This window comes from Chryseobacterium carnipullorum (assembly GCF_003815695.1).
GTDB lineage: Bacteria > Bacteroidota > Bacteroidia > Flavobacteriales > Weeksellaceae > Chryseobacterium > Chryseobacterium carnipullorum.
In genome coordinates, this window is the sequence record NZ_CP033920.1 from 3,736,311 (window position 1) to 3,753,353 (window position 17,043).

16 protein-coding genes are annotated in these 17,043 nt (G+C 37.9%); 9 read left to right on the plus strand and 7 right to left on the minus strand.

Annotated elements, in window-relative coordinates; genetic code table 11:
- Window positions 1-25: 25 nt before the first annotated feature.
- The gene (locus EG346_RS17010) at window positions 26-385 is read right to left on the minus strand and encodes a prevent-host-death protein (RefSeq protein WP_073332589.1); all 360 of its coding nucleotides are present in this window, start codon (window positions 383-385) and stop codon (window positions 26-28) included.
- Between the two features lie 357 nt (window positions 386-742).
- On the opposite strand from EG346_RS17010, the gene EG346_RS17015 reads away from it, so the two are divergent.
- The gene (locus EG346_RS17015; RefSeq protein ID WP_123880308.1) at window positions 743-1,771 is read left to right on the plus strand and encodes a S41 family peptidase; all 1,029 of its coding nucleotides are present in this window, start codon (window positions 743-745) and stop codon (window positions 1,769-1,771) included.
- Between the two features lie 131 nt (window positions 1,772-1,902).
- On the opposite strand, the gene EG346_RS17020 is transcribed toward EG346_RS17015, so the two are convergent.
- Entirely contained in the window at window positions 1,903-4,389 is a 2,487-nt protein-coding gene (locus EG346_RS17020; protein ID WP_123880310.1) for a DUF748 domain-containing protein, read from the minus strand.
- A gap of 248 nt (window positions 4,390-4,637) precedes the next feature.
- Window positions 4,638-4,763, minus strand: coding sequence for a hypothetical protein (locus EG346_RS25385; protein ID WP_262511562.1), 126 nt, complete (start codon window positions 4,761-4,763; stop codon window positions 4,638-4,640).
- A 766-nt stretch (window positions 4,764-5,529) separates the two neighbouring features.
- On the opposite strand from EG346_RS25385, the gene EG346_RS17030 reads away from it, so the two are divergent.
- Window positions 5,530-6,159, plus strand: coding sequence for a TetR/AcrR family transcriptional regulator (locus tag EG346_RS17030; protein ID WP_073332581.1), 630 nt, complete (start codon window positions 5,530-5,532; stop codon window positions 6,157-6,159).
- Window positions 6,160-6,278: 119 nt separating this feature from the next.
- On the opposite strand, the gene EG346_RS17035 is transcribed toward EG346_RS17030, so the two are convergent.
- From EG346_RS17035 to EG346_RS17050, 4 genes are read right to left on the minus strand one after another with little or no spacing between them, the layout of a single operon-like run.
- Window positions 6,279-7,802, minus strand: a complete 1,524-nt coding sequence (locus EG346_RS17035; protein ID WP_123880312.1) for a peroxidase, FMP-type — start codon at window positions 7,800-7,802, stop codon at window positions 6,279-6,281.
- 18 nt (window positions 7,803-7,820) lie between these two features.
- Window positions 7,821-9,284 (minus strand): ferritin-like domain-containing protein, encoded by a 1,464-nt coding sequence (locus tag EG346_RS17040; protein ID WP_123880314.1) that lies wholly within the window; start codon window positions 9,282-9,284, stop codon window positions 7,821-7,823.
- Window positions 9,285-9,288: 4 nt separating this feature from the next.
- Complete coding sequence (locus EG346_RS17045) at window positions 9,289-11,376, minus strand: GMC oxidoreductase (protein WP_123880316.1); 2,088 nt, start codon at window positions 11,374-11,376, stop codon at window positions 9,289-9,291.
- Window positions 11,373-11,819 (minus strand): sugar dehydrogenase complex small subunit, encoded by a 447-nt coding sequence (locus tag EG346_RS17050; RefSeq protein ID WP_073332570.1) that lies wholly within the window; start codon window positions 11,817-11,819, stop codon window positions 11,373-11,375. The genes EG346_RS17045 and EG346_RS17050 overlap by 4 nt, the downstream gene beginning before the upstream one ends.
- A gap of 436 nt (window positions 11,820-12,255) precedes the next feature.
- On the opposite strand from EG346_RS17050, the gene EG346_RS17055 reads away from it, so the two are divergent.
- The 7 genes from EG346_RS17055 (at window position 12,256) to EG346_RS17085 (ending at window position 17,039) form a co-directional block, all read left to right on the plus strand.
- Window positions 12,256-12,645, plus strand: a complete 390-nt coding sequence (locus EG346_RS17055; RefSeq protein ID WP_123880318.1) for a hypothetical protein — start codon at window positions 12,256-12,258, stop codon at window positions 12,643-12,645.
- A gap of 94 nt (window positions 12,646-12,739) precedes the next feature.
- On the plus strand, window positions 12,740-13,186 hold the full coding sequence (locus EG346_RS17060; RefSeq protein WP_123880320.1) for a thioredoxin family protein: 447 nt from the start codon (window positions 12,740-12,742) through the stop codon (window positions 13,184-13,186).
- Window position 13,187: 1 nt separating this feature from the next.
- A complete protein-coding gene (locus EG346_RS17065; protein WP_123880322.1) occupies window positions 13,188-14,114 on the plus strand; it encodes an FAD:protein FMN transferase in 927 nt (308 codons plus the stop codon).
- On the plus strand, window positions 14,111-14,341 hold the full coding sequence (locus tag EG346_RS17070; protein ID WP_123880324.1) for a DUF4266 domain-containing protein: 231 nt from the start codon (window positions 14,111-14,113) through the stop codon (window positions 14,339-14,341). Before EG346_RS17065 ends, EG346_RS17070 begins: the two co-directional genes overlap by 4 nt.
- Window positions 14,342-14,375: 34 nt before the next feature.
- A complete protein-coding gene (locus EG346_RS17075; RefSeq protein WP_123880326.1) occupies window positions 14,376-15,566 on the plus strand; it encodes a DUF3570 domain-containing protein in 1,191 nt (396 codons plus the stop codon).
- 5 nt (window positions 15,567-15,571) lie between these two features.
- Window positions 15,572-16,342, plus strand: coding sequence for a phosphatase PAP2 family protein (locus EG346_RS17080; protein WP_123880328.1), 771 nt, complete (start codon window positions 15,572-15,574; stop codon window positions 16,340-16,342).
- Between the two features lies 1 nt (window position 16,343).
- Entirely contained in the window at window positions 16,344-17,039 is a 696-nt protein-coding gene (locus EG346_RS17085; protein WP_123880330.1) for a VIT1/CCC1 transporter family protein, read from the plus strand.
- Window positions 17,040-17,043: the final 4 nt, after the last annotated feature.

A 17,043-nucleotide genomic window follows, 5' to 3' on the forward strand; every position in this document is an offset into this window, starting at 1 on the left:
ATGAATCATTAATTAAAAAGCTTAATTAAGCTAGCTGATAATTTGCCAGAACAAGACTTAAAAGGAAATGTACATAATCCTGGTCTGCTTCCTGTCTGTTCATCAGCCTGTTTTTATAATCATATGAATTTAAAACTTGCACGAGTTTTTGATAGGTTTCAAAATGATCTCCTTTGATTTTTACCCTTGAATTTCCTTCTCTTGTTTTAATGATTTCATTATCCAGAGTCCTTATTTTAAATAAGACATAGGATAATTTCGGATGAAAATTCATCCTTCCCAAATACCTTTCAACTATATTAACCTTGAACGAATCAAATACGATAGTGTTGAATACAATATTAGAACCTGGTTTCTGTGTATTGAGCTCAAGTGTAAAGTTCATTAATTTAAATTTTATACAAATTTACCCATAAGCTAAAATAAATCAAAGTAAAATAAAAATTAAACTGCAAAAGAAACAATTTCGCTACGTTTTATAAGATATGTTTGCTAAATATTATTCATCTTTTCTTCGTGGAATGTTCTGATGATCAGTTAGTGACGGTTTTCTATCGGTGCTTCGGGAGAAATAATAGATTTTATAAATCTTTGATAATTTTCTATTTAAATTTTTTCTGATGAATTATAAAGTGAACAAAACAGCGTCAAATCCTGAAATAAAAACACAGAAATACATAACAGGATATATTTTTTAATTATATTCGGTATACAACATCATTGATAACCATTAATAGATAACATGAGAAAATTATGGCTACTGCTTGGTATTTGCAGTTTATCACTTCAGTTAAATGCACAAAAAGCAATGACCTCACAGGATAGTATCAAAGTATTCTATGATAAATTACTGCCCTTGCTCAAATCTGACTATGTCTATAAAAAAGAAGTTGACTGGAAGACGGTCAGCAGTGAAACCAACCAGAATTTAAAAAAATACAATGATTTTAAAAGCTCATTAAAAGAGACTGAGGTCCTGTTTGGGAAAATTAAGGCGACGCATTGTAAAGTGATTTATAAAGATAAAGTCTATGGAGTAACTTTGAAAGCCTCAGCAGAGAATTTAAGTCAGCAATGGAAAGACAAATATGCTACAAAACCGGGCTTTGAAGTAAAAGTTCTGGACGGGAAAGTAGGATATATTATGATGCCTGGAATCAAATCTTTAGATTTTAGTCAGGAAAACACCCATAAAACAGCTCAGTCTATGTATGATCAGATTGCTGAGATTAAAGCTAAAAATAAACTGCAAGGCTGGATTATCGATCTGCGCTTGAATACGGGCGGAAATTCTGCACCTATGTTACTTGCTTTGTACGATTTCCTTGGAGATAATGATATTTGGGGGACTGTTGATGTCAATAAAAAACAAAAAAGTAAGGTCAGACTGGAAAAAGGAAAGTACCTGGACAACTCTAAAAAAACATCGCATATCACCCCGAGTGGAGAGTTACTTGACCAGGCAAAAGTAGCAGTCATTACAGGGCAGTTAACGGCCAGTTCCGGAGAAGTAACAGCATTGGCTTTTAAAGGAAGGCCTAATACCATCTTTATAGGAGAAAAAACATTCGGAATGACCACCGCCAATGTAAATGTAGAATTGCCTTTCAGTACCGTGCTGATTCTAAGCGTTGCCCTGGATACGGACAGAAACGGTATTTACTATGACCCTATCATTCCTGATATCGCGGTTTCAAAACAGGATAATTTTAATGATCTGCTGGCAGACAAAAATGTTCAGGAAGCCATCAGTTTCATCTCAAAAAAATAATCATACGATAACGAAGCCCCAGACCGGAAAAGGAAAGCTGCAAGTTTAAAAAATACATCATTTCACCATGTTTTATTGATGCTCTCAAAGTTTCCCCTTCCGGTTTTGTGCTTTTCTAATTTATATTCATATTAAATCAGATATTTTTTCAATCCCTCCATAATTCCCTGCCACAAAGTATTGAAGAAACTTTTATTGGGATCACGCTTTACATCAACTTCTACATGATCAGGTTCACCTTTCGAATCATTTTTAACGAAAATATTAGCAATCGCACTCAGTACTTTTTTCTCTTTTCCTGTGTTCTTATTTAAAAAGTTGACATGCATATCGGTATATTTAAAGTAAAAGTTACCCCCGATTTTACTACTGTTACCCTTATAATCAAATTTCAGATACTGAATCTGGCCGTCGAGACTCACATTAAGATATGGCCTTACAAACAGGTTGGCGTTATCTACAGAAAGATTTTTTATCGTACCATTGATGGCATAGTCATCATTTTTATTAGCGACATCAAACTGCCAGTGTACATCTGTAGGAGCATCTCCAAAAAAATTGAAGTTTGAATCCACTTTTACCAATGTTGGTTTGCCTTTCATCTTCGCACTGTTGACATCTCTGATTTTCGCATTGAAATCCCCAAAAGTGATCTTACCCGGAATATTGGCTTTTTCAGCCACTTCCTCATACGAAAGCTTTGAATTTTTGATGTCGATCTGTTTGATGTATAATGGAAATTTTACATCACGAAGCTTTTTACTGAACATATACCGTACACCAATATCATCCGGTGGAGCAAGGTCATGATAAATATTACAGTCGATACCGTCAAAAACAATATGATCCAGATCTATACTTGTTTTTCCTCCCAATGCTGAGTTTTTATCCGTAATCATGATCGATTTAGCCTTTATGGTGTAAAGATCCTCCTCAACTGCAATTAAACGGTTAAACTGAGCCCTTGAATATTTAGGAAGAAAGGCAAAGTTGGTCGCAGCCGTCAGTTTTCCTGTATTTTTTATATGATCCACTTTCAGGCGGTAATATTTTCCGGCGTCTACATCTATTTTTTTAGCAGTAATTAATTGATTTTTAACATGAAAAGGAATCGATTCTTTAAGAATGTCTTTATTGGTGGTCACTGAATTGAGTTCTACATTAAAATTCCCGACCTTTACTTTTTCCTGACCTTGCTTTTTCTGAATAAAAGTCCCGTCGATAATATGAAGCGAACCAAGGTTAGCCAGCAGATCCGGTGTTGCCGTATTTGTTTTTTTAGGAGCCTTCACTTTACGGGTTGCTGCAATAATTTCTACACTCGGGTGATACACATTGATTTTGCCGAGCTGCAATTGCAACTGCTGTCCTGCAAATTTTGAGGTATTATTCAGGATCTCAACTTTCTCCGTTTTGATGTTGAACAGATCTTTTGTGGCACTTTTTCCTATGGCTTTAAACTCTACATCACTAATTAAAATATTAGCATCGTTCGAGGTGATTTTTTTGATATTCACCGCCTGCAAAGGATCAGATTTGAAATAGATGTTTTCAAATTCAATATTGTGGGTAGAAAAGGCAAAAGGGATTTTTTCTTTGACCGTTTTTTTATCGAAAACAATATCCTTTAAATTAAGATGAAAGTTATCTATAGAAGCTACTTTCGTTTTATCCCTGTGCTGAACAAGAACTGAACCCTGTCCAAAATCAAGATTTTTAATCCCAATTTTGAGGTTAACTTCTTTCGGATTTTCTTTTACTTCCTTTTTGTTCGTTGAGGTAACAATCAATTGAGGTTTTACGAATTTTGCATTCTCGATGATCAGAGAATCCTGATTGATGCTGAAATTGTCTGCAGCAAGCTGATTGATTTTCAGGTCAAACACATTTTTAGCATTGTACAATGCAGGACTTTCAATAGGTTTCAGGTGAAACTCAGAAATATTCAGCTGTTTATTTTTGGCATCAATGGTAGTGGCGTAAATCTGATAGAAATCGTTGACGGTAATCAGTACATCGTGGGCATCAATTTTAAAATCTTTAAACTCAACAGGTAATTTTGCTGCATTTTGGCTCAGCTTAATTTCCGAAAGATGGATGTTTACATTTTTTCCGGTCATGAGATCTTTTTTGTCTTTGCCTTTAACAGAGATATTTCCATTGGTCACCAGAATATTTTCAACACCAAAATTTATCTTCTTTTGCGACGGATCTTTTTTCTTTTTGGATTGGCCCAGTATCATTTTCACATTGAGATCAATGAGTTGGACCTCTCTGATGTGATAAGACTTGTTGAAAATGGCATTCCAGATCCCAAAATTTTCAATACGCAGACTTTTAATGTCTCCGTTAATTTGAGTCACCGAAGGATCGGTAGTCTGTTTGGTTTTAATAGTGATTGAGTGAGCGGAAATATGGCCCTTAAAAAGATTAAGACTAAAATCTTTAAGACTGATTTGGTAGGGCGTTTTTTCATTGACCAGTTGCGGCAATTTATTTTTAAGATAAATATTCAGCACAAATGGGAAAATAAGGCCTAAAAAAATCAATGTCCCAATGATGATCAGTACGACTTTCTTTCTTTTTCCTGTTCCTTTGTTCGGTAGTTTTTTTTCCATCTTATATTGTTATTGGTGTTAAAATACAAAGCCAATCTTTGAAATTTGTATATGAATATTTCAAATTACTTTCCAATCTTGTTCCAATTTACATTATAATTGAAATTATTTTGCAATTTTGATCTTTTAAATTGTATATGAAAAGACAGACGGGTGTTTTTTGCTCAGAAAATAACCTTATAAAAGGCTGATGAGAAGCAATGAATTCACGATTCATTTGTGGTGAATGATGCGAAAGCTGTTGATCGTTATGCTGCTTTCAGTTCAGCAAAATCGGGAGTATACCGGATGGACTGAATCCCGGTTACCTGTTGATAAAAATCCACTAAGCTTTCGATATTGGCGGTGATCATTCGCATTGATACTAAATTCATTTTTTTGAAGCTTTTCAATTATATCACAAAAGTAGGGCAGAGGTGTGACGGTGGTTGTCAGCAGAAAATAAAGGAAAATGTTTTTTAATCGTCTGATTTACGAGCAGAATTTTTTTGAGAAAACAAAAAAAACAGCAACATTAGAAATCTAGCGTTGCTGTCTACATTAAGTGTTTTTACCTTAGTGAGCTCGAAATTGTCTTTATGTTACGGGTACAACCACATTTTCGCTTTTTCAAAACTTCATCATAAGTGTGTTCAAACCATCATTTCTCAACTGCTTCGGATGGTTATTTCAGAAGCATTCTTAAACTGAGAGAATAAACTGAGGGAACCATTAACGACAGGATCATTCAGTTTTCATGGATCAACTTCTGCAGCTTTAGAGATTAATGCTGTAAAGTTGTCTTCACTGATCCTTTCCGAAATTTGGAGTTCAGATCGATTATTCCATCCATCCATCATTTATACAATCTTCGGAACCGAAAAAAAAATGAATTCTTTAAAAGAAATCGTTTTACTTTTCATTAACATTTTATCCGAGGATAAAAGGATGTCATAAAAATCTTATTTTCCCTGTGTCTGAAGGCTTTTTTGCCCTTACATACGCAATAATGCGACCGGAATTGTTCTTAGTTTTTTCAACTTAATGAGTGTTTAAATATATATTGAATGGCTTAGTTTCTGCAAATATACAAAATAAGACACTACAAAGTGTTTACAATAATAAAAAATTTCATAAACTTGTATCATTGAATGTTTAATCATGGAAAGAAAATCAGCAGCAGGCAGTATCCGAAACAAGGAACGCAGTAAAAAGAAATTTTTGGACGCGGTTGGAAAAATTCTGAAAACGAAGGGATATGCAGGATTAAAGGTAAATGATATTGCCACCACCGCAGGGGTAGATAAAAAAATGATCTATACCTATTTTGGAGGAATAAACGGTCTTATGGACGAATACATCCGGTCTAAGGACTATTGGAGTAACGTAACGACCGAAAAAATGGCACCGGATTTGGAAACCGGCGGAAGATTATTTACCGAAGCCATGTTACTAGAGCAATTTGATTATATATTTAAGAACAGGGAAGTGCAGAAATTATTGCTGTGGCGTTTATCTGAATCCAGAAAGTCATTAACCAAAATGACCAACATGCAGGAGGAAAACGGAGAAAGCCTTTTTAAATTCATCATAGAGCCGCATTTCGGAGAACGGACGCAGGATTTTCGGGCCATAACGGCTATTATCATTTCCGGACTTTATTATCTGAACATGTATTCGTCTGTGAACGGGAGCATTTTTTGCGGGATAGACCTTAGTACGGAGGACGGCCGTGAGAAAATCAAAAAAGCAGTGTCTTTTTTAATAGATCAGACCTATGAAAATCTGTAGGATACTGTAAAATGAGTAAGTAAGATATATCGCAGGTGAGCTTTTGATTTCAAAACCCACTGTAAAGAAAATAAAAAAGAGGCAAATTAGTGCCTCTTTTTTTTATATTTGAATTGTATTTATTCCTTATGGTAAGGACATCCGGCAGCCGGGTTAGCCGTATCACCTGTAGCGATCGTATCTGGTTTTTTATCAAAGAACTGTTCTTCAATGACCTTTCGCTGATCTTCAGGAATATCCTCTAATCTACGAAGGGTATTCACTTGGATATGAGGCCAGCTCGTCGTACCTCCGTCATTTCCGAAATCAAATTCAAAAAATACAATCTGCTCATATTGCAGCTGAATGATTTCTTTTCCATCTTCAATCACTGTTTCAATCCACAGACGGAAGTCTACTTCAACCGTGGGCACAAAGCGATTCACAAAAGGAACATTTAAAATTCCTCCCTGTGCTCCCGTCTTCATTTTTGATGACATTTGCACAAAGACATAGTTGCTTACATTCTGGCCGCTTAACGTATCTCTTAATCGTAAATCCGGTCGTACAGAATAAGGATATAAATGATCGGCAAGTATTCGCTGCGTATAAATTTTATTTGAACCCTCATCATTTTTATCGGTCAGTGTTTCATGAACCCATTCCGGTGCAGGCAGATCAAGATTGATAGGCTCATGCCCGGCTCCTCCCATGGTTTTTGAAATCGAAAGATGGTCAGTCTGCCAGGCAGGAAGCCCATAAGGGAATTGGGGGGCCCCATTGATTAAGTAATGGTTACCGTTTGGAGCAATATCTCCCAGTAAAGTAATCGTACTCCCATGAGGAATAACACCACTTCTTGAAATAGAGTAGTCAGGAATAAAATAAGGCCCTTTGATACCATCACCTGGTTTTAGCTCCTGAGCAGGGATGATTTCAAAGTATTCCTGTCCTTCCTTTAAGTCGCTTAAAAGGATATAGGAAGGCGTACCATTTTCATCTTTTACCTGAACCAGCGGTTCGTCTCTGTATTCTCCCTTGTAGCCGTATTTTTCAAAATCCTCGTCAGAAAAAGCGTGAATACCCCGGTCTTTTTCTATTGATTCTTTGGTCGCAGCATGGTTGTATACATTACTCAGCCACAAATACATGCCGTTTTCCTCATGGATTGATTCATATTGTAAATTTTGCTGTCCTGCTTCTTTATTGACACTTTTGATCGTCTGCTCATATTTCACAGCACCACAAAATAACTCACTGGCACCGCCACGGTTACGGACACCGCCGGGAACCAGAGAAAAGGTAAGCTTTTCGATATATTCCTCACAATCAAAACTGAATTTTCCGGGAATTGTTCCTGAATTCGTACCGGGTGAAGGCATGATCGTCGTATGTATTCCGCCTGCCAGTGAAGCTTCACCTACGTTTTTATTGTAATTGGCATTATAACTTACCCATGTGCCATCAAGTGCTTCAAGCACTCCATAGTCCACATTACCTGCTATTTCCTGAAGATTTTCCTCCCTAAAAGGCATAACAGGATCATCGATGAGAAGCTTTGAATATCCTGACATGATTTGTGCCAGAGTACCTTGATTTTCGCCTGAACTTTTACGGAATAACTGATCCCCTGTTTCAAGACTTTCTTTTTTACGTGTAAGCATGATATATAGTTTTTTTGGTTATAAATTGGTGTATTCGAACGTGGGACCTGCATTCGACTGTTCATCCAATGGTTGGTTCATAAGCCCCACAGCCTGCTCTTTAAGCGCATACATATACATAATTGATTTTTCCAGATCTTTCTGATTTCCTTCCACCGCACTTTGAATGGCGTCTAAAAGGCGTCTGTAAGTTTTATTAAATTCAAGCCCCTGCGCATACAATTCTTTGTTGTGAGCATAGTCGCTCAGTTTGGGATTTTCCTTCATAGGATAAGCTTCGTTCCAGTCTACCGGTAGAGGTTTTCCTGTAGGGGGAGTCGTTACAGGCATCATTCCGTTCTCATCCATAAAAGGTTCATATTTCCCTCCCAGATAGAAATGTTCATGGAATACTTCCTTAAACCTGAAATAATGTGCAAGTTCTGCTCCTTCTTCAAACTGGGAAGGATCGACATCGAAAATAGAATCATCCGCACCTTCACCCTGTCCTTTGATTTCCTGAAAAACAGCGATAACTCCTGCTAACGCTTCCACAGCATGGAGTTTTCCACCACTTCCGTAATATTGCTCGGGGCGGATCTGTTTAGCCGGATCACCTTTGAAGATTCCCCCTGTGTTTAATTCCTCAAAACTCTGGGGAAGCTTTCCATGCTCGTTATAGTACGCCATGATCTGGAAAATGGTGATATAAAAGAATAAAACATCATAATATTCACCAATGGTATGTACATTTTCCATGATGAAACCTTTCATGTTTTCAAGCGTCCAGAAGTTATTTTCTTCTAATGAAAAACTTTTAGCGGAAAATGTATTCACATCAACCGGCTCATCGTACGTTGGAGCTTTTACCAAAGGATTGCTTGGGCTTTCGATGGCGATAAATGTGGCGATGCTATTGGTTGAGAATTTTTCCAAACCTACATAGAAATCAACATTCATAGGTAATTTCATCGGGTAAACAGGGTAGTTCTGCTCCTGGTTCACATGCGGCTGAATACTCACAGCATTCATCACATTACAAACCATGATCATATGAAGCATTTCTTCTACCGCGACACTTCTGATGATTTGAGAAGCCAAAGTATTTTTTCCATCCTTAATGGAATACAAAGCAGTAAGGTAAGGAGGAATCGTAGAATGCTCAATCAGAATAGCGGTCTGTAAAAGATCTTGTAAAACAGGTCGGTAATCAATAGCTTTCAACGCTTGTGACTCTCCGGTTTCTGATCCCAACTGTGAACTTAAATATTGATTAAATTCTTCGATTTGATCATTAAGCAAAAGATTTGTTACCCTTTTGCTGTGGTGTTTTACGCCCGCAATCCAATCCTCTTTAGTGATCGTTGAATCCAGTAATAATGATTGTAATGAAATAGGTTGCGCAACGACCGCAGTTCTGCCTGAAATGGAATCTCCCTGTAATAAAGTTTCCTGCCATAAAGTTTCCTGAGGTTCTGTTTTATTGATAAGTCTTTGTCTCATAGTTTTATTTTTTTAATTGGATTTCCAGATCAGCCAGAATAGATTCTACCGAACGGATCGTGAATGCGGATAGAGTTAAAGTAGGATTGGATGTTCCCAGCGTAGTCATATTTCCTGCTCCGACGACGTATAAATTCGGGTGGTCCCAGGCTTTACAATAGCTGTTCGTGACCGAATCATCCGGATTGGAACCCATTCTGTGCGTCCCAACGATATGTCCTGCTCCGTTGTAGGAATATCTCACCTTATCATATAGGAAGGTGTTTTTATCTTTTTCAGTATATTCGGTACAATCTTCGATCCCTAATTTTTTAAACATCTGGTCGGAGGCCAGTTTTGCCTGTTGCATGGCTTTTTTTTCGTATTCTGTGAGTTCATAATGGATAACCGGACGGGGAATTCCCAAAGGATCCATATACTGATCGTTGATCGTTACTCTGTTGTTGGGATTTGGAAGCTGTTCAATCTCAAAATGGAATAATACCTGTCTTGAAAGTCTGGTCGCCAAAGCCTCTTTCAATTCTGCTCCGAAAAGACCATCCTTTAGAAATGCTGAAAGATCGGATCCCGGAGAGAATGCAGGCCAGCTCCATCCCCAGTTGTCAAGCGGCGAAATCCACGCTGAAAAATCACTTCTGAAATTTCCATCACGGAAAGAGGAGATGTTGGTGGTGGAACCGGGACCTCTGTAGGGGTAGACAGGCTCGGGGAAAAGTCCCCAGGTCAGCATGACCATATGGTCCATGAGATTTCTTCCCACCTGATCACTGCGGTTGGCTGCCGTTTTTTCAACTTTTTGTCCCTTTTCGATCACCGTATATTTTGAATTCAGTAAAATTTTTGGATTTTCAAAAGCATTCGCTGCAAGGATGACGATGGAATCTGAAGTATTAATAACCTCTTCAACGAAATCTGTCTTATCTTTTGAGACATATCTTCTTACATGAACTTTTGAAATCTTATCCTGATCCGCGGGATCCACACTTAACCTGTAGACAACACTCTGAGCTTTGATCTCAAGATACGGGTGACGTTTAAGATTTTCTTTTTCATTCATCTTGTATAATGCTTTTTTCAATGTTTTTAACGCATTATACTTGGCCTGAACCGGACAGATAGGAACACATGAGGCATTTCCTTCGCAACGTTCGCCCATATAAGGATTCCATACTGAGCCAAGCGCTTTGTATTCAACTTTTTCCGAGCGGTCTAAAACCAGCTTGTATCCGGAGGACTGGGTTTCAGCTTTAATTATTTTTGTTTTTCCGTATTTTGGATTCGGGATAGAATTTCTTCCCTGCGGAGAAGGAACCATCAACAATGGAATCTCTTCAGAATTTAATGTTACACTGGTTCCCGCAAGACCATTCATGATCTTATGATCCATATAACTCTGTGGAATTTCTTCCATCGGAAAAACATAATCCCCATAATACTGTTCTCTACTTTCAGAAATGGGGTATTCCTGTTTAGAAACATCACCTGAAACACCGATCTCAAATTCAGCCATTTCATAATAAGGTTTTAATGTTTCGTAATCTATGGGCCAGTCGATAGGCGCTTTTTCAGTAGAATCAGGTTTGTTGATTTCAATTCCGTACTTTTTGGTGAGCCTGAAATCATTGGGAAGCATTCTTGGTGTTGTTCCCAGCCAGTGAAGGGTTGTTCCGCCTCCCACTCTGATGGCGTCACTGGCAAATGGCATCGGTCCGAACTGAACCAGATATCCTTTTTTATCCGGAAACGGAGGTACAATTTTTTCCATATCCAGAATATTGGGCGAAGGTGCCGGTTTCAGTTTAGGATACGGTGAATTCGGAACTTTCGCGGCCTCTGTATAAAAAGTACGGATATATTCTGTATAATTCGTCATTGACGATACCGAGTCCAGTTTAATACCGGCTTGTAACCCGGCTTCAAACATTAGTACAGATAATTCACGGATATTCTCTGGTTTTTTGGCATCCAACCGGTGAATCATTTTACCCTTTTCCGTATCAAATACATGATCGGTCAGAAGTTTGGCGATCAGTGATCCTGCGATTCCCGTTCCTACGATGATCACATCTTTTTTATTGTCTGTCTGATTCATAGGTTGCTGTTTACTGGTTGAATAGCCCATGATTTAAATCCGGGTTGTTTGGCTCCCGGTGGATGGGCGTGCATGACGTTCCAAACCAATCCTTCCTGATAAGAAAGGTCATTGATATAAGCACCTTCCCATGTTCCAAGATACCAAAGGGTGATCACCTGGACTGCCATCTCGTTCATTCCGGGATTGTCCATGATTTCTGAGGCGATTGCTGCTTTTAGCTGCTCCGGGCTCGATGATTTTTCAAATATATTCATCGAAACCGTAAGGAATTCTTCGAAAGTGGCAGCTTCCAGTTTTTTTAAAATGTGAGTGTAATAGGTTTCTGCCAGACCTGTTGACTGTAATTCATTGACAGGAAATCCGGTCAGTGCTTCCGAGACAGACATAAACACGTCGAAATAATAATCGTCGACGTTGAGGATTTTGTTAATAATAATCATTTCGTTAAAATTTGATGGTTAAAGTATCGTCAATCTTCCGGTATAGGGAAGACATCAGTGATGAAATCGTAGCGTGCAGGTCATTTTTGATACCTTTGCAGAACCTTTTTCCTTTTTCAGAAATGGCTGGTTTTTTTTAAGCGGTCCATAGTTATCAGTTTTTGTTGACTCAAAATTAATCAGAATGTGGTACCTGTCATTCAGTATTTCTACCTAATTTGTATCTGATTATTTTGAACGATGTCACGGAAAGTCTTTATCGAAGAAGGTTGTGGAGAATTTTATTTTCACCTAATTTAGAATTATTTTAAATAGATAAAATAGATTTTAAAGTGCTATTTTTCCTATGAATTGCGTCTGAAAAAAAAATATTTTTTTTCTCTACTATGGTTTATTTAAAATCATTCTTAAGAAAACATTTCATAATTTTGATTGAGTGAAAAATTTGATTTCCATATTGTTATTATCTTTGTATTTGGTCTCTACGACCGAAGTATATCAGCTTTTGAAAATTCCGGCCCTTATAGAGCATTATTGGGAACATAAGACATTAAATCCTGAAATGTCTCTTACTGCATTTTTGAAAACCCACTATGATCATCCTGTTAAAGATGGCGATTATAGTAAAGATCAGAAATTACCGTTCATTATTCACAGTATCCCGCTTTCATTGGTTTTTACTATCGGTCAAAGATTTATTTTTGATTTAAAAAATGTTGGTTTTAAACAAATGAAATCCCATAAAATTCCATCAAAAGATGAAGACTTTTGCTATAAAGGCTTTCTCAGTTCTGTTTGGGAGCCTCCAAGGTATTTATTCTCATAAATAGCATCAATTTATTTGGCTGTCATGCGGTCAAATCATCTTTTCTGGGGAAATTTTGCCTCAGTCATTATCAATCCGTATAAAATTTAAAATAATGAAAACAATCATATCAGCCATTATGATGGTTATGTTTTCTATGGGTATGAATGCTCAAAACCGTCTCGAAAACGCAAAGAAAGAAGCAATGGAAAACAAAGAACTTATATTGCTCAGTTTTTCAGGTTCAGACTGGTGTATTCCATGCATTAAACTTCATAAGAACATCATTGAAACAGAAGATTTCAGCAAGCTTCGATCAGATAAAATCATAGTGTATATCAATGCAGATTTTCCGAGAAATAAAAAAAATCAGCTTTCATCTGACATAAAAAAAGAAAATGCTTCACTGGCCGACCAATACAATCCAAAGGGATTATTTCCCTATACGCTTCTATTGGACAGTGATGGAAAAGTAGTAAAAAAATGGGAAGGTCTTCCGTCTGAAAATGCTTTGGCTTTCAGTAAAGAAATCAGGGATCTGCAGCAACAGCAAACTCGATAAAATGTTAAAAGAATTCAAAAGGGCTCAAAGGCTAATGGGCAATGCCTTTGAAATTACCGTTGTAGGTGATGATGAAAAAAAAGCTCATCAGCATATTGATGTGGCAATCAGGGAGATTCAGAGAATTGAGCAATTGCTCACAACTTTCAGTGAGGAAAGCCAGACTCATCTTATCAATCAAAATGCTGGAATACAGCCGGTAAAAGTAGATTTGGAAGTGTTTGAGCTTATTGAAAGAAGTTTGAAGATCAGTAAGATTACAGACGGATATTTTGATATTTCTTACGGAGGTATTGATAAAAGTTTCTGGAATTTCGACCGCGAAATGCAGCAGCTTCCTAATCCTGAACTGATCTTGGAGCATTTAAAACTGGTCAACTACAAAAATATTCACCTCGATCGGGAAAATCAGACCGTATTTCTTAAGGAAAAAGGAATGCGTATCGGGTTCGGTGGCATCGGAAAAGGATATGCTGCCGAAATGGCTAAAAGGCTGCTTCAGGAAAGCGGGGTAAGGTCCGGAATTGTTAATGCTTCCGGCGATCTGACAGCCTGGGGACACCAGGCGAATGGAAAGCCGTGGACCATTGGAATTGCTGATCCTGACAATGCAAAACAGCCATTTTCTTATATGACGATCACAGACAGGGCAGTGGCAACCTCGGGGAATTATGAAAAATTTGCTGTAATCAATGGTAAAAAATATTCCCATACCATCAATCCGAAATCGGGAATGCCGGTTTCTGGAGTTAAAAGTGTAACCATCTTTTGTCCAAATGCTGAAATTGCCGATGCAATGGCCACTCCTGTAAGTATTATGGGGATTGAAGCGGCATTACATCTGGTCAATCAGATCAATCACCTGGAATGTATCATCATTGATGAACAAAACCAGATTTATTCATCTCAAAACATTAATTTCAAATGAAAAAGTTTCTTATAAAAATAATCATAGGAATAGGTATGATTACGGCAATGGAGTCAATGCATTCCTGTACCGTTGTAAAAGAATACGAAAAAAATAAACTGAATGATGCCGAAATGGCCCTGGGAAACAGAACCATTGAAAAAACAGAGCTGAGCTTTCAATCCTACAGAGAAGGATCTTCCGGAGCGAATTCCGGAAAAGTAGGTGGAGGATGCGGTTGTAACTAAAAAAAGGGATTATACAATTTAATTGTGATTTAAAATGAAAAAAATTATAATAAGTATTGTTGCTCTTTTTGGATTTTTCAATGCAAAAGCACAGCAGAATACCAACAGCGAACAGCCTAAGAAGCTTACGTTTGATGAAGCTAACTTAGTTTCAAGCTATTATCATCAGGATGGAAATAATTCAGCCGTAACGGGAGGAGTAGGTTCCGAAAAACTTACTGATATCTCCAATACCATCGATGTCACCATGGTGAAGTATGACAAAAAGGACAGGAAAAATAAATTTAATTTCAGTGTCGGAATAGATCACTATACTTCAGCATCCTCAGATATGATTGATCTTAAAGCCAATTCTTCAGCATCTCACTCAGACAATAGGATTTATCCTGCACTGACCTGGAGTCGGGAGAACGAAAGCAAGGGAACTACACTGATGGCCGGAGCTTCATTTTCAACAGAATTTGACTACCAGTCTTATGGTGCCAATATTGGTTTTTCACAGAAAACACCCAATAAAATGGGTGAATTTACAGCGAAGTTTCAGGCCTATCTGGATCAGGTAAAACTGGTGACTCCCATAGAATTAAGAACCGGGGGAAATACGGGAGGTGAACATGACAATTACGGAACAAGTGGCAGAAATACCTTTGCTCTTTCCTTATCTTATTCCCAGATTATTAACCATAATTTTCAGATCGAGTTGCTGGCAGATGGAGTTCAGCAGACCGGTTTTTTAAGCTTACCTTTCCACAGGGTTTATTTTACAGACAATTCGGTGCATCAGGAAGCATTACCGGATAAGAGATTTAAACTTCCACTAGGAATAAGAGCTAATTATTTTCTGGGAGATAAAGTGATTCTGAGAGCCTACTACCGCTATTATACAGATGACTGGGGATTAAAATCAAATACATTCAGTTTGGAAACTCCTGTGAAAATATCACCTTTCATTTCAGTAAGTCCTTTTTACAGGTACTATACCCAAACAGGGACCAAATATTTCGCTCCTTATCAGGAACATACCGCTTTCGATGACTATTATACAAGTAATTATGATCTGTCGAAGTTTGACAGTCATTTTTACGGGGCAGGAATTCGCTTTAGTCCGAAGAACGGGTTATTTGGTGTTGAGCGTCTTACGATGCTGGAAATCCGGTATGGGCATTATACAAAATCTGTAGGAATGAAATCTGATATTATTTCATTAAATTTAAGGTTCAAATAGTAACCATGAAATTAGTAACCAGCATTTTAACTGCTTTAGTCTGCTCCGTTTTTTGCAACGGGCAGATGAAAGCAGATTCTTCTGCATCCTCAGTCCATGCTTTATCATACAATGACAAAGCATATAAGCCCAGCTATAAGAAGCTGATCATACCGGCAGTTTTTATCGGATATGGTGTCGCAAGTTTACTTTCAGATGATCTTAAAAGCCTGAATAATTCTACCCGATATGAAATTGGAGAACATCAGCCTAAACACATCAAGCTGGATAATTATACCCAATATCTGCCGGCAGTTATGGTTTATGGATTTAATCTTGCAGGAATAAAAGGTAAGCACGGGTTGAAAGAAAGGACGATAATTTATGGAACATCCCAATTAATTTCTGCAGCATTCGTACTGCCTCTAAAACATCTGGTCAAAGAAGAACGCCCTGATGGTTCGAATTCACTTTCATTTCCGTCCGGACATACGGCAGCGGCTTTTTCATCAGCCCATTTTCTTTTCAGAGAGTATCAGGATGAAAACTTTTGGCTTTCGCTTGCCGGATATCCTGTGGCTGTTTTTAAAGGCGTATACAGAACACTCAATAACAAGCATTGGGTAGGAGATGTGGTAGCGGGTGCCGGATTTGGAATCTTAAGTACAGAATTGGCTTACTGGTTGTTTCCAACGGTAAATAAATTATTTACCAGCAAGGAATCTAAAAATATAACATTAATATATCCTGTTCTCGAATCCAAAAATTGGGGAGCAGGTATGGTTTTAAACTTTTAATATGCATCATCCATTAGAAAAACATTACGTTAATAGAGTAGGATGGCTTCGTGCCGCTGTTTTAGGGGCCAATGACGGTTTACTGTCAACGACGAGTATTGTGATTGGGGTTGCAGCTGCAGCACCTGAACGCAATACCATTATCCTTGCTGCTTTGGCAGGAATGATTGCGGGAGCCATGTCCATGGCTGCAGGGGAATATGTCTCGGTAAGTTCACAGGAAGATACTGAGAAAGCTGATCTCCTGCGAGAGAAAAGAGAACTGGAAGAGATGCCCGAAATAGAATTAAAAGAACTCGCCAAAATCTATGAAAAAAGAGGCGTAAGTAAAGAAACGGCTTTGCAGGTTGCTCAGGAACTTACAGACCACGATGCTCTGGCAGCCCATGCTCATGATGAGTTGGGAATTAATGAAATTACTCAGGCAAAACCCTTACAGGCAGCGGTGGCTTCGTTTGGATCCTTTGCCTTGGGTGCATTATTGCCTTTTCTTGTTTCATTAGCCGCGCCAATTGGTCAGATGGTATACTTTCAATATGGATTTTCAATTGTTTTCCTGATGATTCTGGGCGCAATTTCTGCTAAAACAGGAGGCTCTAAAATAGGAATTGCAGTCCTGAGAATCTGTTTCTGGGGAACAGTTGCCATGGGAATTACTGCTTTGATAGGCCATTTTTTTGGAGTTACCGTGTCTTGATTAC